This is a genomic window from Paenibacillus aestuarii, assembly GCF_027789125.1.
Lineage (GTDB): Bacteria > Bacillota > Bacilli > Paenibacillales > NBRC-103111 > Paenibacillus_E > Paenibacillus_E aestuarii.
In genome coordinates this window covers 147,955-167,933 of the sequence record NZ_JAQFVF010000088.1, presented here as the reverse complement: position 1 = coordinate 167,933, position 19,979 = coordinate 147,955, and the positions used below count along the sequence as shown (strand labels likewise).

The window sequence follows — 19,979 nt, the reverse complement described above, 5'->3', positions numbered from 1 at the left end:
ATTCACGCTTTGCCTCACCCCACTTCAACTTCCAATTCCTGAATTCTTCTTTCCACATAACGCGTATCTTTATGCGCGTGATACGTCTCCGCCTTCTCCACGATTACAGCCGTGTTATATTCCGGGATGCCCGCATAAGCCTCATACACGCCCTTCGGAATCAACGGATTCCCCTCCGGCCAGTGCACCTCAATATTGCCAGCCTTCACGGCGGCCCATTTCACTCTGCCGTGCATGCTGCCGAAACGATTATAAACCACAATGGCCTCGCCCTCCCGCAGCGACAACGCATTCGCGTCATCGACGTGCATCAGCACATCGTACCGGTCCGCGGCGTTGAACGGATCAACATCGCTGTAGATCATCGAGTTGAACTGCTTGCCCCGCCGCGTCGTGACGGCAAAATGCCCCTCCGGTTTGCGCAGCTCCGGCAGCTCAATCGGCAGCAGCGCGCCGCGGCTATCCGGCGTCGGGCAGACGCCGTCTTCGCACAGCCAAGCGCCGCCCCATTGGAACACATCGCCGCGCTCGCGCAGATGCTGGACGCCGTCATAGGCAGGCGCGGCCTGGGCGATCTCCGCGCGGATCGCTTCGGCACTGCCGCAGCCGATCAGGTCTGCGGCTTCGGGCTTCACGCGGCGGGCAAGATCGGTATAGATCGCCCATTCCGCGCGGGCTTCACCGATGCGGGGGCCGGCGATCTCCGGCGAGAAGTACACCATGCGCTCCGTCGAGGTGGACGTCCCGCCACCAGGCTGCTCGTAGCGCGTCATCGCCGGCAGCACCACGACTGCCTCCCGCGCATCGAGCAGCGTGGAGGTGTTCAGTATGATGTCCTGATGGACGCGGATTTCAACTGCCTCTAAAGCCTGCCGGATGAACTCAGGGTCCGGCATCGTCTCGAGGAAGTTGCCGCCGGACGTGTAGAACAGCCGGAGCTTGCGCTCCTGTTCCTCTGGCAGGAGCGCGTTCTCTAAGGTGACACCGACGATGTCACCTTGCCACTGCGGCAGCTCGAAGCCCCAGAGCTGCTCGATGCGTTTGCGGTCGGCGGCATTGCTCCATTCGCCGCCGGGCAAGCTGAAGGGATCGGCGCCCATTTCGCCGGATCCCTGCACGCCGCTGTGGCCGCGGATGGGCATCAGCCCGCAATGCTCGCGGCCGAGGAACCCCCGCAGGAGGGCGAGATTCGCCACCTGCGAGATGTTGTCCGTGCCAAAGCGGTGCTGTGTGAGCCCCATGCTCCACACAAACACCGCACTCTTGGCACGCGCCAACAGCTCCGCGAACTCGCGCATGCGTTCGCGGCTCATCCCGGACGACTGCTCCAGCGTCGTCCAGTCCTGCTGCGTGACGTGAGCGCGCAGCTCCTTGTAGCCGTTCGTGTGCGCCTGCACGAACGCGTGATCGATGGCGGAGCCCGGCTGGACCTCCTCCATCTCGAACCATACCTTCATGACGCCGTTCATGAAGGCGATGTCGCCGCCGATGTTAACCTGGTACACATCGTCCGCCAGCTTGGTGCCGAATAACGCCGATTCGGCTATAGAAGGAATCCAGTACTGCGCCATCGATGGCTCGAAGTACGGATTAATGACAATGATCTTCGTCCCCTTGCGCTTAGCCGCGTACATGTATTTGGTCGAGACCGGCTGATTGTTCGCCGCCACGCTTCCCCAGAACACGAGGACATCCGTGCCGATCCAATCCTTATAGTTGCAGGTCGAGGCGCCGACGCCGACGGAGCGCTTGAGCGCTGTCTTCGACGGCGAATGGCAGATGCGCGAGGCGTTGTCAATGTTGCTCGTGCCCAACAGCCTCGCCACTTTCGCAGCCGTATAATACGACTCATTCGTAATGCCCCGCGCCGTCAAATAAAAAGCCATCTGCTTCGGGTTAATCGCCCGTATCTTAGCCGCAATCGTGTCCAGCGCCTCGTCCCAGCTGGCTCTGCTGAACCTGCGCTCCCCATGCCTGCGGATGAGCGGATAAGGAATGCGCCCGAGCCCTCTGAGCTCGGTGCTGTTCATGCGGCGCAGCTCGTCGATGTCGGCATGAAGAACATCTTCATGAATCGCCGGCATTGTGTTAAGCCGCAGCACATTCAGCCGCGTCGTGCACAGATGCGGCCCCGCCAGCGTCTGGTCGTACAACCCAGAGACGCCTAAGGCGCAGCCATCGCAAACCCCTTGCGTCAAGATGCGGTACGCGTACGGCAAATTATCCCGGTTTTGCCAGGCGATTTTCGCCGTTTCTCGGATATGGTGCGGTTTGATTTTTCCAAGCCCAAAAGGCACTTTGCTCACCCACAGCTTCGGATCCGGCTTGGCCGGCAGTTTAATGGGGCCGGTATGTTTGGTTGTTCCCATATTCAATAACACTCCTTAAACGATTCTCGTTAATTTGACCTGAAATAAAAAACCACCGCAAAACAGCCCTTTCGATTCTTACGTCAAGAATCCTCATGGAATGTCTTACAGTGGTTAGTCTCCGGCAGGGTCGCTACCAAGTGCCAACAGCACCTTACTTATGTATCTGCACGTACTGAATGTATCTTATTTGCAAAATTTCTTCTCTAAATCCTGGTCAAAAACGAAGACCGACATGCCAATATCCTGCTGGATATCGATATCCACAAACAGCCGGACAAATTTGGCGCCGAGCAGCTCCTCCATCTCAATCGGAGGGTGATTGCGGTAAATTTCTTTGACCATCTCGGTGCGAGCCGTACGGAGCATACTTTTGCCATCGTCGGTTTTCGCGATAAATTTCTCCACAGGAGACAGATTGCCCTCCATCTCACAAATCGCCCAGTGCTTAGAAAAGGTTGTCGTGACGCGCTCGGGGCCCTTGCCCATATGGCGCTTGCGGTACGCCTTCACCAAATTGCTGAATTCGGCCTCGACTCGATTCATCGGCTAAGCCACCTTTTACATAATCTGCTTTTATCTTAGCAAGAAAGCGTATACCTGACAACTAAAAAGCCCCAAGCGATTCATCCTCGCTCAGGGCAATTCAGCAGCTCTGTGCTGTTTATTTCAAAAAGTATTTCTCCAAATCATCCAGCAGCAGGTTCGCGGCTATAATCCCGCCGGCCGTGTTCCATACGGCATCGCTTACTTTATGGACGTTGCCTTTTTTCACTACGTCAAGATTTTTCCACAAAGGATCGTTCGCCCAATCCTGTTCGGTCTTGCCCGCTTCCCCTTTGTCATTCTCATAGTTGAAATAGAACAGCACATCGCCGTTCATATCCGGAATACGTTCCTTCTGAACGTCATCCGCGAACTTCTCTTGATCCTGCGGCGCCGGGCGCTGGAAGCCTAGTTTCTTCAAGACAACGCCAGAAAATGTATCTTTCATGTAAATACGCACCTTGCCAGGCATAAACCTTACGATAGATACTTTCGTATTCAGCTTGTCGCCGGCTTTTTGCTTGAAGTCCGCAATTCGCTTCTCGAAATTGCCGATCAGTTGATCGCCTTCCGATTTTTTATTCAATGCTTCCGCATACAGCTTAAAATTCACTTGCCAATCGCCCATCAGCTTCTCGGAAAACACCGTTGGCGCAATAGCGGATAGCTGCTGGTACACCTTTTCTTGGCGCAGCTTGTTGCCGATAATAAGGTCCGGCTTCAACGAAGCGATCAGTTCCAGGTTCGGCTGGTTCTCGTCACCTACGACTTTGACGCCTTCCATGTCCGCTTGAATATGATCATACCAATCGCCCGATAAGGTAAAAGATTTTACAGCCCCGACAGGCTTTACTCCGAGGGCCAGTACAGCCTCGGTTCCTTCGTTCGTCAGCACCACTACCTTTTTCGGCGTGCCGGTAATTTTCGTTTCACCCATTGCGTGCTTAACCACATATTCAGCCTGGCTTGGTGCTGCTTCAGGTTTTTGGGATGCTGCCGCACCTAATTGCTTCGCCTCTGTTGTCTGTTTGGCATCCGCCTGTGTCGTCTCCGCCTTCTGCCCGCAGCCTGCTAGGACAAGCATGCAAACTGTTAAAAAGATGGACAGTCGTCCGCTCCAGCTTCGGCTCGCTTTTAAAACCCCTTTACTAACCAATTTCGACCCCCCTACCATGTATGAGAATGATTATCATTATCCATTACATAGTAATTCCATATTTTTCATATGTCAAGTCTTCGTGACACCGAAAGCAAGCTAATTCTTGTATGCATTTGGCCTATGCTGTTTTCTGTGATATCTACAATTTTGTTCATTGCATTATCATTGCTTAACGGACGTATTCCCACCATTCCCTAGTTCCTATTTAATTCGTCTGATTCTGTAAAAATAGATCATGTTATATTATAATTTATACTATATTGTAAAATTGTTCCTGGCCATTGCGAATAATGATAAAAGACCTACAATGCACTGACGATTCCCGATTTTATCCTAAAATACGAAAATGGCTTGTTGAAACCGAATAAGCCGTTAACTTTATAAAGATGGTGGAAAACATGATCTCAATTGGGCTTGCAGGATGGGGAGACCACGATAAGCTTTACCCGGCTGGGGTGAAGTCGCCGGATAAGCTGAACGTATATAGCCGATATTTTTCCGTCGTTGAACTCGACAGCTCTTATTATGCGATCCACAAGGACGTTGTCTATCGCCGATGGGTAAAGGACACGCCTGGCCATTTCTCTTTCTTGATTAAAGCCTATCAAGGGATGACGGGACATACACGGCAAGAAATGTCCGAAGCGGATACAGACCAGATGTTTGCCAGCTTCAGGGAGTCTATTCTTCCTGTTATCGAAGCGAATAAGCTGAAGGCTGTCCTTTTTCAGTACCCGCCCTGGTTCGATTGCAACAGAAAAAATGTAAATATCGTCCGGGCCGCCAAGGAGCGAATGAGCGGACTCCCTATAGCGCTTGAGTTCCGCCATCAGAGCTGGTTTGCGCCGGGCATGCGTGACAGGACGCTGCAGTTCATGCGCGATGAAGGCTGGATGCACAGCATTTGTGATGAGCCGCAAGTCTTCCCGGGCTCTGTGCCTACTGTTCTGGAGGTGACCCACAGGGAGCTCACCGTCGTCCGTTTCCACGGCAGAAATCACAGCGGCTGGACATCCAGCGGCAATGCAAATTGGCGGGACGTGCGGTACCTTTACCGCTATAATCGTGAGGAACTGCTGGTATGGAAGGAGTATTTGCTGCAGCTGACGGAGGATACGGCCGAGGTGTGCGTCATTTTCAATAATAATTCGGGCGGAGATGCTGCGGAGAATGCTTTGCAGCTTATGGAGCTTCTAGGCCTGGAAGCTGCAGCGCTTCCTCCCGAGCAGATGGATATGTTTGAAGACGAGTAGGATGCAAAAATGCCTCCAACTCCACTCTTGCAAGTGGGGCTGGAGGCTATGGAATTCTCATCGTAGCCTGTGACCCGATCGAGGGTCATGGAAGTTTCCGCTTGAGCTGTTTGTAGCAAGCAAAATTACTTCGCCGCTTGCTTCTCCCATTTCGCTTTCAGCGCACTTTCCACCTCAGCGAAGATTTGCTCCGTCGTCTTGCCATCCGTGCTGATACCTAATTTAGCCGCACGCTTATTCAGCGCTTCCGCTCTTTTGCTTTCCTTCGCTTGCTTCAATGCAGCGCGAATTTGCTTTGCTGTCAGGCCATCTGTTGAGATGCCCGCTTTAGCCGCCTGCTCCTTGAGCTTTGCCAGCTCCGCTGCCTGAATCGCGGTTTTCAAATCTTTGCTCGTCTTGCCATCCGTAGCAATGCCGAGCTTCGCCGCTTTGGCCTGACGCTTGGCCAGCACAGCCGCTTGAATATCTGCTTTCAACTGATCCGCAGATTTGCCGTCCGTGCTGATGCCCAGCTTTCCTGCCGCCGCCTTCAGACGGTCCAGATGCTTCGCTGCGATTGCGGCTTTCACTTCCGCTTTGATCTGCTCGTTCGTCTTGCCATCTGTGGAAATGCCGAGTACTTGCGCTTTATCCTGCAACAACTGTTTGCCTGGCTGAAGAGGTGCATCCGCCGCAAATGCAGCGAAAGGTACAGATACTACAATTGCGCCTGCCAAAGCCAGTCCGACTAACTTTTTCATCATCATGGTCACTTCTCCTTGGAATCGTATTCGGTAAACAGCTTGCTCTTTACCCTACGCGTTCTATACTAGCGGATAAATATGTCATAAGTTTGTCATAGGCGAATGCGGCAAAAATATCTGAAAAACCGTCCCTTGCCCTGTTTGCGAGTGAACGCGCATCGAACCACCGTGCGCTTCTACGATCATCTTGCAAATGGTCAATCCTAAGCCTGCACCTGAGCGATTGCGGCTTTCGTCTGCCTTGTAGAAGCGGTCGAACAAGTGAGGCAGCTTGTCCGGCGGGATGCCTGGACCGTTATCCCAGACCTCGATCCACCGCTCGTGTTTGACTGATTTGATGCGAATGCCGGCCTGCGAGCCTTCCGGGATATGGTTGATGGCGTTATCGAGCAGATTAATCAGCACCTGCCTCAGCCGGTCAGCGTCAGCCTGGACGAACAAGGGGATGCCTTCATCTGCAAATAGCTCAATACGCTTCGCTTTTGCCTTCATTTTCAACTGCGTCACGACATATACGCTCAATTCGCCCGCATCGACCTGCTGCAGATGCAGCTTCACCTGCTTTTCCTCAAAAGAAGAAAGCTGCAGCAAATCATCCACCAGCTTGCTCAAACGGATGGTTTCACCGAGTGAAACCCGAATAAATTCTTGCGCGTCTTGCGGCTCGACGACCCCATCGACAAGCCCTTGCAATGACGCCCGGATCGTCGTCAGCGGTGTCCGCAGCTCATGCGAGATTTCCGAGAGGAACCGCTTGCGGCTGTCCTCGACCTTCTCGAGCTTGCCGGCCATACGGTTCAGCGAGGCAGCCAGCGAGGCGATCTCATCCTGTCCCCGCACCGCCACTCGGCCGCTGAAATCTCCCAGAGCCAGCGCTTCCGCCGTTCGGCTCATCGACTGAATCGGCTTCACGAAATGGCGGGAGACAAAGTACAGCACCGCTACGGCTAGCGCCGCAATGAGCACGGCCGAGATGACAATGGCCCGGTTAATCTCGTTAATCGTGCCTTGAATATCCTGAATCGGCGTGTACAGAAAAATGCCGCCAACCACGCGGTTGTCCAGCCATACCGGCCGCCCTACAATCAGCATTTTCGTGCTGTCGCTCGTGCTGAAGCTGCCCTTAGCCGTCACAGGCTCGCCGCTTAGCAGCTTGTCGGCCCATTCTTTGCGGGCTGGCGGTTCACCGACAGAATTCAATTTATCCGAGTTCAGCTTCGGATGCTTAATGACCGATACGCGAACGTTGGACGATTTTTCAATGGCAGCAATTTGCTTGCGAAAATCTTTGGGCAGCATTGAGTTATCGAGCAGATCCTTCGCCAGCTCGTCTACTTGCGTCACCTTTTCAAGCAAAATTTGCTCACTGCGGTCGTATGTATTTTGCCGCATTGTGTAACCGATTGTGCCAGAAATCGCAATGATCGAAACGATTGTAATAGTGACATAAATGAATAATAGCTTGCGGTAAAAAGAATTCAGCATGCGCCTGGCCCCTCAAACTTATAACCGACACCCCACACCGTGCGGATGTTCCAGTCAATTTGGCGCTCGGTTAAAGCGCTCAGCTTTTGCCGCAGCCTTTTGATATACAGATCGACGACCCGGTCCTCTCCCTCGAAGTCCCAACCCCATATTTTGGATATTAAATCTTCCCGCGTGAACACCTGGTTCGGATTACGCACCAGGAACAGCAGCAACTCATATTCCTTACGGGGCAAAGCCACCAGCTGGCCTTCAACGGTTACTTCGTGCGAGACCGCATCCACCCGCAAGCTACCAACTTCATAGATATTGGAATTGAACGGTGAAACCTGCCGCTGAGAAGATCTGCGCAAAATGGTGGTAATTCGCGCGACCAGCTCATTGGGATCAAACGGCTTGACCATATAGTCATCAGCCCCCATGTTCAGTCCCCCGATCCGCTCGTCCACTTCTCCGCGCGCCGTCAGCATCAAGATCGGCACATCGCTCGAAGCACGAATCCGCTGGCAGACGGACCATCCGTCCCGCTTCGGCAGCATGAGATCCAGCACGATAAAATCAGGCAGATGTGCCTCGAACTGCTCCAGCGCTTGCTCGCCATCATGTGCAGTCAATACAGCAAATCCATTTTTCACTAAATACAGCTTTGTAATTCTGCAAATATTGTGGTCATCGTCTACGACGAGTATCGTTGTCATGGGATCACTCCTTCGGGTGGGCTTCGCCTCATACAAATAGAACATAACAAAAATTGTTCTTATTCTTCAACTGTATTGTTCCGGGTCCCCTGACAGGGCTGGGATACAGCGAGGAAGATGCGAACAGAGGCGGCAACGGCTATGTGCCGATCAGCCTCCAGTACAGGCCTTATACGGCCGAACATGCCCGTGCATGCAGCATGGCTGGCGACCCAAGACCAAATGATGTTCTAAACCGATCGTATCAAGGATAAACCGTTACCGTGCGCAATGCAGGCGACCTGGACCTGGTGCTGGAGACCAAACGACGAATGAACGGCAAACCTGTCATCGTATCCATGCTGTTATCCAATTCGTCGATTGTCGCCGAGTTCGAAGCTGAAGTTGACGCCATTATCGCCAACTTTGGCGTGCAGGACGAAGCGATTGTGGATGTGCTCACGGGAGCCTGCGAGCCGTCAGGCTTGCTGCCCATGCAAATGCCGGCGGGCATGCAGACCGTCGAAGAACAATTGGAAGATGTCGCGCATGATATGCAGTGCCATGTGGATGCGGATGGCCACGTCTACGATTTTGCTTTTGGACTCAATTGGAACGGCATTATTGAGGATGCCCGCACGAAGACGTACCGGCGAGATGCTTGATCTCGCAAGGGCATAGCAAAAAAGTACAGCTCCCCCCATGGAGAAGCTGTACTTTTTTATTTAGACCTCGAACGAGCTCTTCAAGGAAACGACCAAGTTGAACACGAGATGGTCCGCTGTTGTATATTTCGGGTCAACGTTGAAATAACCGTGACGGAAAAATTGGAACTTATCATGCGGCTTCGCCTGCTTCATATTCTCTTCTACGAAGCCTTGCACGATTTGCAAGGAGTTCGGGTTGAGATTTTCAAGGAAGGACGCACCCTCGTTCTCTTCATCGTCCAAAATCAGCGGCTCGTACAGGCGGAATTCCGCAGGTACGGCGCTTTTGGCATCGACCCAATGGATCGTGCCTTTGACTTTACGTCCGGTGAAGCCGCTGCCGCTCTTCGTCTCCGGATCGTATGTGCAATGCAGCTCAATAACTTTGCCATTCTCGTCTTTGATGAAGTCGTTGCACTTGATGAAGTACGCGTTCTTCAAGCGCACTTCATTGCCAGGAAATAACCGGAAATATTTGTTCGGCGGGTTTTCCATGAAATCGTCCTGCTCGATGTAAATCTCGCGGGAGAACGGAATTTCGCGGGTGCCCATCTCCGGATTCTCGGTGTTATTCTCCGCTACCAGCATCTCCACTTGATCCTCCGGATAGTTGGTGATGACGACTTTCAGCGGATTAAGAATGCCCATCGTGCGCAGCGCCTTCAGCTTCAAATCCTCGCGGATGAAGTGATCCAGCATCTTCGCATCAACTGTGCTGTTGCTCTTAGCGACGCCGATCTCACGGGCAAAAGTGCGGATCGACTCCGGCGTAAACCCGCGTCGGCGCAAACCGGAGATGGTCGGCATCCGCGGATCGTCCCAGCCGTCTACCGCTTTCTCGTCGACGAGCTGCTTCAGCTTTCTTTTGCTCATCACCGTATTCGTCAAGTTCAGGCGGGCAAACTCATATTGTCTCGGCACACTCGGCATCTCGCATTCGCGCACGACCCAGTCGTAGAACGGACGTTGGTCTTCGAACTCCAGCGTACAGATCGAATGCGTCACACCTTCAATCGCATCTTCCAGCGGATGAGCGAAGGCGTACATCGGGTAGATGCACCATTGATCGCCTGTGTTGTGGTGATGGGCATGCACGACGCGGTAAATGACCGGATCGCGGAAATTAATATTCGGCGATGACATGTCAATTTTGGCGCGAAGCACGCGCTCGCCGTCTTTAAACTCGCCGGCGCGCATACGCTCGAACAAGGCGAGATTCTCTTCCGCAGAACGGTTGCGATACGGGCTTTCTTTACCCGGCTCTGTCAACGTACCGCGCGTCTCGCGGATTTGCTCAGCCGTTTGCTCGTCCACATAGGCTAATCCTTTGCGGATCAGCAGCACGGCGCGGCTGTACATTTCTTCAAAATAGTTCGAAGCAAAGAACAAGCCGTCCCATGTATAGCCCAGCCATGCAACGTCCTCTTTAATGGACTCTACGTACTCGATATCTTCTTTGGCCGGATTCGTATCGTCAAAGCGAAGGTTGGTTAATCCGTTAAACTCATCAGCAAGATCGAAGTTGAGGCAAATCGACTTCGCATGCCCAATATGAAGGTATCCGTTCGGCTCTGGGGGAAAGCGGGTGATGATCTGGCTCACTTTGCCTGATTTTAAGTCTTCGTTTACAATGTTCTTAATGAAGTTCGATGGAGTGCTTGTCGGTGCAGTGGTTGTTTTCGTTTCCATTGTTTGGCCAGCCTTTCTCCCGCAGGTTAAAGTTTTATTTTCTATCATACACTAAATCTAACTGAAATATAAAGGAGCTAGCAAAATGAAGACATTTGAACATTATCTAGACCAGTATGCCGAGCTAGCTGTGAAAGTCGGATTGAACGTACAGAAGGATCAGACGGTCGTCATTATGACGCCGATTGCCTGCGCGGATTTTGTGCGCAAAGTTGCGAAGAAAGCGTACGAAGCAGGCGCCAAAGACGTCGTGGTCGATTGGGACGACGATGAAGTGAAAGCTCTGCGCCTGAAGTATGCGCCAGAGTCGGCGCTGCGTGATTACCCGATGTGGCGGGCGAACGGACTGGAAGAGCTGGCTAAGAACGGTGCCGCTTTTCTGCAGATCCACGCGCCTAACTCCGATTTGATGAAGGATATCGATCCGGAGAGAGTCGCCGTATCCAGCAAAACAGCAGCGCAAGCGCGCAACGGCTTCTTGCAGTATTTGCGCAGCAATCAAGTCAACTGGCTGCTGGTGTCGTATCCGACGGCCGAATGGTCCGCCAAAGTATTCCCGAACTTGAGCGCAGATGAACGCGCTCTGAAGCTGTGGGAGCAAATCTTCAAGCTAACTCGCGTCGACAGCGAAGATCCGGTAGCCGCTTGGCAAACGCATGTCGAGCAGTTGACAAGCAAGCAAAACATGCTGAATGACAAGCGTTACAAGCAGCTGCATTTTAAAGGCCCGGGAACCGATCTGTATATCGAACTTGCCCCTAAACATCTGTGGGTGGCGGCTGGAAGCACGACAGACAGCGGCATCTTCTTCATTCCGAATATGCCGACGGAAGAAGTGTTTACGATGCCTGCCCGCAATGGCACCAACGGCACTGTGCGCAGCACGCTTCCTTTGAGTTATCAAGGATCGCTCATCGATGGCTTCAGCTTGACGTTCGAGAACGGCAAAGTAGTCAGCGCCATCGCCGAAGTCGGGCAAGAAGTGCTGAACAAAATGCTCGATATGGATGAAGGCGCACGTTACTTGGGTGAGGTCGCTCTCGTGCCGTACGACTCGCCGATTTCGCAATCAGGCCTCATTTATTACAACACTTTATTCGACGAGAACGCTTCCTGCCACGTCGCGTTAGGAAATTCCTATCCGTTCACGATCGAAGGCGGGACCGCTATGTCGCCGGAAGAGCTGGATGCCAACGGCTACAATAAAAGCTTGATCCACGTTGACTTCATGATCGGCTCCGCCGAGATGGAGATTGACGGCATTACTGAGGATGGGACACGCGAACCTTTGTTCCGTCGAGGCAACTGGGTATAAAAAAACCGCAGCTCCACAGGAATCAGCTCATCTTGAGCCGCCTGCGGAAGCTGCGGTTTTTCTGCGCTTATTAGTGCCCTTCCGAATGACCACTAGGGCCATGCGGCTCGAAAGTTTTTTTGATCGTAGCGTTCTTCAGCACCCATTTGCCGTCTTTCCACTTCCAAAGCGAGTTGACGTAACCAATCGTATCCGCATTCGAGATACCGGTGATCCGCTGCACGCCTCTCAATTCACATACGCCGTCCCGGTCTATGTCCATCGGCTGAAGCAGCCCGTAACCATGGACATCCACAATCACCGGTTTAATCAGCTTGCCGTTATTGTAAACACCGAACTGGTCGTAATCCGCCTTCTTATCCTTCAGATCGACTTTAAAAGACTTCCCTGTTTCCTTCACCTTCAGCTTCACCGCATAATTGCTCTTAAACATCGATGTCACATGCAGGGGATCCGGCAAAGGAAGTGCTGTAGGAACGTTCCCTTTGAGCGAGTAGAGGTAGTAATTGGATAGCCCTCCGCTGCCTCCCGTTTCGGCAGACACAAAAATTTCAGGCAGCTTGTCGCCATTAAAATCGCAGAAGGACATCTTGGGGTTATATCCGCCCTCTAGCGGGACGACAACCTGATTCTGGCCTTGACCTAATACGACAATAAAAAGCTTGGCGTAATAGGGGCTGGCGGCGTCCAATTTCATTCCGACCAAGCCTACGCTATCCAGTTTGCCGTCGCCGGTAACATCGATCTCCCGCGCCTGTATTAACTCCGTAGGATTAGCCGTATTGGATCCTGAAGGCGGTGCCTCCTCCTTCATTCCGGCCGCAGCCCAGCCCGTTCCTGAAAGGGACAGCCCGCTTAAGAGCAAGCTGATGACGGCGATGTGCAGCGCAGCTCTGGCCTTGTTTTTTAACAATGTGCTCATCTCGCTTTGTCATGGATTTGAAATCGGCTTATTATTTCAATTTATTCCATGACCTATGCAGGAAACGGGGCTCGCTTACAGCTTCGGGGGCACACGATAGCGGGTCGCTTGCTCGAAACTGTAAGCGAGTTGGAGTAGTAGCGGCTCACTGAACGCGCCCGCAGCAAAGGTAATCCCCGTTGGCCCCTGCGAGGTGTATCCTGCGGGTATATTGATGAGCGGATAGCCCGCTCTAGCGGCAAGATCGTAACCCTCATCGCCCGGGAAGAACAACGCGTCGAGCTGATGCTCGCGAAGCGCATAGTCAATCCCTTGCGCGCGTGTTAGCTCACGATAACGGTGAAAGCTATCCAGATAGAGCGCTTCCGTCAATGTGCCGCTCGTTTCCTCCGACCAAGCCAGAATGCTTTGTCCGTATTTGAGCGCAGCCTCTCGATGCTCGTTATTATACAGAATGAGATCATGCAGGGAATGGATCGGAACCGCATGATCCAAGTTTCCCAAGTAATCGTTCAGATCTTTTTTGAACTCGTGCCTCAGAACTTCATAATTCCACTCCGTCCCCTCGCAAGGAAGCACGACCGGATCAATGAGCTCAGCCCCTTGTTCACGCAGTACCGCAAGAGCCCGCTCCGCAGCCTGCCGAACCTCCTCAGGCAAACCTGCAAAATAACCGCGCACAACCCCGACTCTCGCACCCTTAAGGCCGTCAGCCTTGAGAAAAGGGGTATAATCCCGATAACCGCGCCCCTCGCTTGCCAAAGTAAAAGCATCCCGCTCATCCATGCCAGTCAGGGCCCCCAGCAGTATGGCCGCATCGGCTACATTTCGTGTCATCGGCCCCGGCGTATCTTGGCTGTGCGAAATCGGGATGATGCCTGAGCGGCTCAAAAGACCGACCGTCGGCTTCAAGCCGACCAGGCTGTTATGGTGCGCCGGGTTGACGATCGAACCCGACGTCTCCGTGCCGATAGCCGCTGCAGCGAACCCGGCCGCAACCGCTGCTCCTGAGCCTGCGCTGGAGCCGCCGACTTCGAAGGGTCCGTACGGGTTGGCGGTTTGGCCCCCTCTGGAGCTATAGCCGGACGGCATACCAGAAGACATGAAATTGGCCCATTCGGTCATATTCGTCTTCCCCAGCAGCACAGCTCCGGCTTCACGAAGCTTGGCGGCAACAAAGGCGTCCGCAGCCGCACGAGAATTCGCCAAAGCAATCGAGCCTGCGCTGGTATGCATCTGGTCCGCTGTATCGATATTATCTTTGATCAGGATTGGGATACCATGAAGCGGCCCGCGCAATCCGCTCTCCTGACGCTCGCGGTCTAAGGCTGTTGCGATTGCTAACGCGTCCGGATTGATCTCCAGCACGGCGCGAATCCGCCCGTCATACTGCTCAATCCGTGACAAATAGTGCTTCACGAGCTCCACAGAGCTGGTTGCCCCCGTCTCCATCGCCTGCTGCATGCTTTGAATATCTGCCTCAATGATCCATTCGTGCAACTTAATCACCACTTGGCATACGCTCCTTTTTCAATCCTTTGTTCAATAATTCCACTCGAATAGAGATTTTTCCTCTTAACTTCCAACTACACCCAGTTGTTTGTCAAAAACAGTTATCTTCTTCCAGAGAGGAGAACATCTCCTGCTGCACGAAGTGGTAAGGTATGTATGAAGGAAGATGAACGAAGAGGTGATCCGCTTGAAACTAGATCGGCTGCTAGCCATAACGATGCTCTTGCTGAATCGGAAAAGAATAAGCGCGAAGGAGCTGTCCGAGCGATTCGAGGTCTCGCAGCGGACGATATACCGCGATGTCGAGACGATTAATCAAGCCGGTGTTCCTATTGTTTCTTATGCCGGCAACACAGGCGGCTATGAGATTATGGACCAATACCGACTGGACCGCCAGTTTCTCTCGCTGGAGGAACTGCAGTCCATCATCGCTGGTCTAAGAGGGATTCGTGCTACGGTAGGCGATCAGGAGATCGGCGCCCTGCTCGACAAGGTTGGAGCGCTTGTTGCCAAATCCGAGCAGGACCCTATCGCCGCACTGAACAATCAACTGATCATTGACATGAACCCTTGGCGTGGCGAGAAATTCGGCAAAGAAAAGTTGAATGACCTTCGCACCGCCATTCGCGAAACTCGCCTGGTTTCTTTTCAATATATGTCCTCTCAGAGTGAATATACGGAACGCACCGTTGAACCCATGGGTATTGTCGTCAAAGGGTTCAATTGGTACTTATACGGCTACTGCTTGCTCCGCAACGATTTCCGCGTATTTCGGTTGTCACGCATGAAAGCTGTTGAAGTACTAAACCGTACCTTCATCCGCAAAGAAGAAACACTCGAAAAGCTGAGCTACGGGTGGGGCAAGAAAGAGCCGCCCGCCTGTATTCAACTCATTCTGCATGCGCAGCCTAACGTACGCGCCCAAGTTGAAGACTATTTTCAGTCCGAGCAGATCGAAGAGCTGCCTGACGGCTCAACACGAATCACCGCTTATCAGCCCGATGAGCCTTGGCTGCACGGGATGCTGCTTAGCTATGGACCTTCTCTTCGCGTTTTGGAGCCGCCACACTTGGCGGCGATCATCAAAAACAAGGCAAAACAAATTGTTCAACTCTATGATAATGAACACTGACAATATGTTGTCAGTATAGCACGGCTATAATAAGGTCATATCGTCCTAAGGAGGAATCAATCATGTTTACAACAATCCAAGCTTTTATCAATGAATGGAACCATGAATCCGCAGCAACGCTGCGTGTGCTGGACACCTTGACGGATGCATCGCTATCCCAGCGTATCGCGCCCGACTTCCGGACATTGGGACAATTGGGCTGGCATATCGCCACAACCATTCATGAAATGCTGTCCCGCACCGGTCTCCAATTCGAAGCTCCTGAAGGTGAAGAGATTGCGCCGGACTCGGCCAAAACGATCGCTGTGACATACCGCGCTGCTGCCGCAGGGCTGACAGCAGCCATAGAGTCCCAGTGGACCGATGCCACACTCGGAGAGGTTCATGAGATGTACGGCCAAACGTGGCCTAACCATCTGACCTTGCGCATGCTGATCTCCCATGAAATCCATCATCGTGGAGAAATGATCGTTCTTATGCGTCAAGCTGGCCTGCGCGTGCCAGGTATGTACGGTCCGACGCGTGACGATTGGATGGAACGCGGCATGCAGCCGTTAGTGTAGAGACGTTAAAAGGAGCTCCGAGGTCCGATAGGGCCCTAGCTTCTTTTTTTGCACGCGCCGCGATTCCCAGCAGCATCGCCTGTGGCGCCTAGTCCATGCTGACAGCGATGAGATGCCCCTTTGGCTGCAAGCTCCCTTGCACAAACAGCACACAAACCAAATATCCGATCCGCAGGCCAAAACAGGATACAGCCGCTGCGGGCAACAACTTCCCATTTCCCCACTAAAATGGATAATTCCCCAGCATCAAGGGAAATTCTATACGGAATATATGACTTTCGGAGTGTGAACCCCCGTTGGACTTCTTTCGCAGCCAAGAATCGCTGACAACAATGCAATGGATACTCAGAGCGGTCGTCGCTTATTTATTTTTATTGATTACAGCCAAATCCTTAGGACAGCGCTCCATCTCCCAGCTGCGTTTTATCGATTTCGTCATCGCCCTGCTGTTAGGCAACATCCTGGCACACCCACTCTCCGACGAACGGCTGGGTCTAGCAGGCTCCATGACGACGACAATCGTGCTAGTCGTGCTGTACTTGGGCACATCATGGCTCAGCCTGAAATGGAACGGTCTGAAACATTTTCTCGACCCGCCTCCGCTCCTCCTCATCCAACATGGTCAAATTCACATGCATAATCTGTCCAAAGCCAGAATTTCCTTAGACCATTTATTTTCCGAACTGCGAAAGCAGCAAATTGAAGATGTTCAAAAAGTGGCGCTCGCTCTCTGGGAACCAGGCGGCACCATCTCGATGTTCCTGGAAACACAGCACCAGCCGCCGGCAGCGGTCGATCTGAACGTGCACACTTCGCCGTTTGCATTGGTTGAGCCGATCATCATTGAAGGCGTTGTGAACAACAAATTGCTGCACAAACTCGGAAAAAATGACGCGTGGCTGGAAAGCAAAATCCGTGCCCAAAACCAGGATATGAAGCAGATTGCATTGGCCACCATCGACACCTCAGAGCAGATTCGCATCTATAAGCTGACACAAGACAAGCACAATAAACAAATACTATCCTAAAAAAATCCTCCCGCAGGCACAAGCATTGTGCACATAGGAGGATTTCGTATTTTATTGTTGAGTCAACTTCTCCACGATGAATGCAAGCTCCGCTTCCAAAGACACCGGATCGTTGTAAGGGAAACCTTTCGGATCAATCTGGAACACTTTATTGTTCTTCACAGCCGGAAGGGACTTCCAGATGCTAATCGATAATGATAATCGTTATCAATTAAGAGTATACATCACGAAGTTCGTAGAAGCAAGCCCTATTCCCCCAGCAGTTGAAATGAAAAAAGCGTTAACCCTCGGACCCCACCAAACCGGTCGTCCGAAAGTTAACGCTTTGCCGGCAAGCGATTAAGCTTGCAGCGGCGTCACAGCCTCATGGAGCAGCTGCTCCAGCTCGGCGGAATATCTGGCCGTCTGCGCTTCATCCCAGCCGAAGCGCTCTGCCAGGAAGGCGGTCGCTGGCGCTTTCCATTGTCTTGCCCACGCGATGTCGAAGAAGAGGGCGCCGGTGCGGCGGATGAAGAAATCCGCCGGCTTCACCACCATCTCCTGCTCGATCGCGTAGACGAGCGAAGCGAGTACAGCCGCGGGCAAGCCACGCTTCGCCGCTTCGCCCTTAAGCTGCGCCAGCAGCTCGTAGACGGCATCCACATTGGAGCCGTACCGCCGCGCCAGCTGCGCAGCCTCGCTCTCGGTCAGCCCCAGGCGCTGCCCTTGGCTGACCTTGCTGCGCAAGAACGGCTCCAGCTGCGCGGAGCCGCCGACATCGCCGCCGGAAATCGGCAGCGTCTTGGTGCTGCTCGGCGCAAGTCCCGCCGGCGCAGTGCCCTCTTCCGCCAGCATAGCGGCGATGCGATCCACGACCGTCTCCGCCATCTTGCGGTAGCCGGTCAGCTTGCCTCCGGCCATCGAGATGAGGCCGGACGCCGATACGAAGATTTCATCGCGGCGCGAAATCTCCGAAGGGTCCTTGCCCTCCTGATGGATCAGCGGGCGCAGACCGGTCCAGCTCGACTCGACGTCAGCCTCCGTCAACCCGAGGGACGGGAACATCTCGTTCGCCGCGCGCAGCAAATACGTACGGTCTGCGATGGTGATGCGCGGGTTCACGATATCCCCTTTGTAGTTCGTATCCGTGGTACCGACATACGTTTTGCCATCGCGCGGAATGGCAAACACCATCCGGCCATCCGGCGTATCAAAATAAATCGCCTGCCGCAGCGGGAAGCGGCTCTGGTCGAACACCAGATGAACCCCTTTGGTCAAGTGCAGCGTTTTGCCTTGTTTCGAGCGATCCATCTCGCGAAGCGTGTCTACCCAAGGACCAGCCGCATTGACCACCTTGCTGGCGTACAGCGAGTAGCTTTCACCGCTAATCTGATCCGTTACCGCCACGCCCTTCAGCTTGCCGTTCTCGACCAGCAGCTCCTCAACCTTCGTATAATTCACGGCCTTCGCGCCCAGCTCAACCGCTTTTTTCATTACTTCAATTGTCAGACGCGCATCATCTGTACGGTATTCCACGTAATAACCGCCGCCTCTTAGCTCATCCTTTTTCAGCAGCGGCTCATGGCTCAGCGTTTCTGACGGATCAAACATTTTACGACGCTCCGAGCGCTTAACGCCTGCCAGGTAGTCGTACACCCGGAGTCCGAGCGATGTAGACATTTTACCGAACGTACCACCCTTATAAAAAGGCAGCAGCATCCATTCCGGCGTCGTGACATGCGGTCCGTTCTCATACACGATTGCGCGCTCTTTGCCTACTTCAGCGACAACCTTGACGTCCAGCTGTTTCAAATAGCGCAGCCCGCCATGCACCAGCTTCGTCGAACGGCTCGAAGTGCCCGATGCGAAATCCTGCATTTCCACCAAGGCGGTACGAAGCCCGCGGCTTTGTGCGTCCAAAGCGATCCCCGCTCCGGTGATGCCTCCGCCAATTACTAATACATCAAATTTTTGTCCTGCCATGTCCTGCAGCATCTCTTTACGATTTAAACCGGAAAATCCTTTAACAGCGGTAATCATCTCTTTTTCCCTCCTGGGTATGCAAAAAAACCCCAACATGCCTGCACGTTATTCGTACAAGCCGCTGCGGTTTCTCCTAGTCTCCAACCAAATATGAACTTGAAATGAGTATACCACTGTCCGCTTCATTTTGAAAGCCCAAATCGGCTATCATGCTTCTCCTCCAGTTAAACTGGCATAATGCCGCCAGAGCTCTGCATTCGAGGTCGTGACTGCGGTAGCGCCAGCTTGTAAGGCAAGCTCCACATCACTTGCGGAACGAATCAAGCCGCCGGCAAAAATCGGAATGCCGGTTTGCTCCTTTACTTCTGTAATCATATGCGGGATAACACCTGGCATGACTTCTAAATAATCTGGCTGCGTCCGCTCCAGGAGCGCGTAGCTTTTCTGTAAAGCGCTGCTGTCAATCAAAAATATCCGCTGGATGGCTAGCAGCCCGTTCTGCTTCGTTTTGGCGACAACGTTGGCCCGCGTCGAAATCAAGCCGGCCGGCCGAATATTTTGGCATAGAAACTCTGCCGCATATTCGTCATTTTTCAGCCCTTCAATGAGATCAGCATGCAGGAGCAGCTTCTTCCCTCCTGATTTTGCCAGATCGACAACATGCTTCAGCTGGCCGATATGGCTTTCAAGCAGAACCATATACGTATAGTTTGTCCTTAATAGCTTTTCTAAATCCTTGATTTTATGAATCGCCGGTATAATGCGCTGATCTTGCAGGGACATCCCATCGCCTCCTCCGGTCGAATTCCTGCTGTACTTATAGGTTGCGTTTGCGTATCCATCACGCAATACTGTTATTGTATCTCCATTTGTTAATCATTTACAATTAAAAATAAATATAATCTCAAGACGGAAGG

At 52.9% G+C, this 19,979-nt stretch carries 16 protein-coding genes and 1 pseudogene; 6 read left to right on the top strand and 11 right to left on the bottom strand.

What is annotated here, in order from left to right; genetic code table 11:
* Positions 1–14: 14 nt before the first annotated feature.
* The 3 genes from O9139_RS29425 to O9139_RS29415 form a co-directional block, all read right to left on the bottom strand.
* The gene (locus tag O9139_RS29425) at positions 15–2,369 is read right to left on the bottom strand and encodes an FdhF/YdeP family oxidoreductase (RefSeq protein ID WP_270885296.1); all 2,355 of its coding nucleotides are present in this window, start codon (positions 2,367–2,369) and stop codon (positions 15–17) included.
* Between the two features lie 186 nt (positions 2,370–2,555).
* A complete protein-coding gene (locus O9139_RS29420) occupies positions 2,556–2,915 on the bottom strand; it encodes a DUF2294 domain-containing protein (RefSeq protein ID WP_270885295.1) in 360 nt (119 codons plus the stop codon).
* A gap of 118 nt (positions 2,916–3,033) precedes the next feature.
* Entirely contained in the window at positions 3,034–3,999 is a 966-nt protein-coding gene (locus tag O9139_RS29415; protein WP_270885378.1) for an ABC transporter substrate-binding protein, read from the bottom strand.
* A gap of 473 nt (positions 4,000–4,472) precedes the next feature.
* Here O9139_RS29415 and O9139_RS29410 point away from each other — a divergent pair, with 473 nt between their 5' ends.
* The gene (locus O9139_RS29410; protein WP_270885294.1) at positions 4,473–5,327 is read left to right on the top strand and encodes a DUF72 domain-containing protein; all 855 of its coding nucleotides are present in this window, start codon (positions 4,473–4,475) and stop codon (positions 5,325–5,327) included.
* Positions 5,328–5,452: 125 nt separating this feature from the next.
* On the opposite strand, the gene O9139_RS29405 is transcribed toward O9139_RS29410, so the two are convergent.
* The 3 genes from O9139_RS29405 to O9139_RS29395 all read right to left on the bottom strand — a co-directional run bounded on the left by O9139_RS29405 (position 5,453) and on the right by O9139_RS29395 (position 8,253).
* On the bottom strand, positions 5,453–6,073 hold the full coding sequence (locus tag O9139_RS29405; protein WP_270885293.1) for a hypothetical protein: 621 nt from the start codon (positions 6,071–6,073) through the stop codon (positions 5,453–5,455).
* Between the two features lie 78 nt (positions 6,074–6,151).
* A complete protein-coding gene (locus O9139_RS29400) occupies positions 6,152–7,555 on the bottom strand; it encodes a HAMP domain-containing sensor histidine kinase (protein WP_270885292.1) in 1,404 nt (467 codons plus the stop codon).
* Positions 7,549–8,253, bottom strand: coding sequence for a response regulator transcription factor (locus O9139_RS29395; protein WP_270885291.1), 705 nt, complete (start codon positions 8,251–8,253; stop codon positions 7,549–7,551). Before O9139_RS29395 ends, O9139_RS29400 begins: the two co-directional genes overlap by 7 nt.
* Before the next feature lie 86 nt (positions 8,254–8,339).
* Between O9139_RS29395 and O9139_RS29390 the strand changes: the two are divergent.
* Positions 8,340–8,897 (top strand): annotated as a pseudogene (locus O9139_RS29390) (glycoside hydrolase family 3 C-terminal domain-containing protein); the annotation flags it as partial.
* 60 nt (positions 8,898–8,957) lie between these two features.
* Here the strand turns inward: O9139_RS29390 and O9139_RS29385 are convergent.
* Positions 8,958–10,628: a glutamine--tRNA ligase/YqeY domain fusion protein gene (locus tag O9139_RS29385; RefSeq protein ID WP_270885290.1), complete on the bottom strand. Its 1,671-nt coding sequence runs from the start codon at positions 10,626–10,628 to the stop codon at positions 8,958–8,960.
* Between the two features lie 85 nt (positions 10,629–10,713).
* Between O9139_RS29385 and O9139_RS29380 the strand changes: the two genes are divergently transcribed.
* Positions 10,714–11,943 carry an aminopeptidase gene (locus O9139_RS29380; protein WP_270885289.1) on the top strand — a complete coding sequence of 410 codons (1,230 nt, stop codon included), beginning with the start codon at positions 10,714–10,716 and terminating at the stop codon, positions 11,941–11,943.
* 70 nt (positions 11,944–12,013) lie between these two features.
* On the opposite strand, the gene O9139_RS29375 is transcribed toward O9139_RS29380, so the two are convergent.
* Both O9139_RS29375 and O9139_RS29370 read right to left on the bottom strand, forming a co-directional pair.
* Positions 12,014–12,856, bottom strand: a complete 843-nt coding sequence (locus tag O9139_RS29375; protein WP_270885288.1) for a hypothetical protein — start codon at positions 12,854–12,856, stop codon at positions 12,014–12,016.
* A gap of 84 nt (positions 12,857–12,940) precedes the next feature.
* A complete protein-coding gene (locus O9139_RS29370) occupies positions 12,941–14,377 on the bottom strand; it encodes an amidase family protein (protein ID WP_270885287.1) in 1,437 nt (478 codons plus the stop codon).
* A gap of 187 nt (positions 14,378–14,564) precedes the next feature.
* Here O9139_RS29370 and O9139_RS29365 point away from each other — a divergent pair, with 187 nt between their 5' ends.
* The 3 genes from O9139_RS29365 to O9139_RS29355 all read left to right on the top strand — a co-directional run bounded on the left by O9139_RS29365 (position 14,565) and on the right by O9139_RS29355 (position 17,100).
* Entirely contained in the window at positions 14,565–15,509 is a 945-nt protein-coding gene (locus O9139_RS29365) for a helix-turn-helix transcriptional regulator (RefSeq protein WP_270885286.1), read from the top strand.
* A gap of 62 nt (positions 15,510–15,571) precedes the next feature.
* On the top strand, positions 15,572–16,072 hold the full coding sequence (locus tag O9139_RS29360) for a DinB family protein (protein WP_270885285.1): 501 nt from the start codon (positions 15,572–15,574) through the stop codon (positions 16,070–16,072).
* A gap of 296 nt (positions 16,073–16,368) precedes the next feature.
* Positions 16,369–17,100 (top strand): DUF421 domain-containing protein, encoded by a 732-nt coding sequence (locus tag O9139_RS29355; protein ID WP_270885284.1) that lies wholly within the window; start codon positions 16,369–16,371, stop codon positions 17,098–17,100.
* A 339-nt stretch (positions 17,101–17,439) separates the two neighbouring features.
* Here O9139_RS29355 and O9139_RS29345 read toward each other — a convergent pair whose 3' ends face one another.
* Both O9139_RS29345 and O9139_RS29340 read right to left on the bottom strand, forming a co-directional pair.
* Positions 17,440–19,119 (bottom strand): glycerol-3-phosphate dehydrogenase/oxidase, encoded by a 1,680-nt coding sequence (locus tag O9139_RS29345; RefSeq protein WP_270885283.1) that lies wholly within the window; start codon positions 19,117–19,119, stop codon positions 17,440–17,442.
* Positions 19,120–19,269: 150 nt separating this feature from the next.
* Positions 19,270–19,845, bottom strand: a complete 576-nt coding sequence (locus O9139_RS29340; protein ID WP_270885282.1) for a glycerol-3-phosphate responsive antiterminator — start codon at positions 19,843–19,845, stop codon at positions 19,270–19,272.
* Positions 19,846–19,979: the final 134 nt, after the last annotated feature.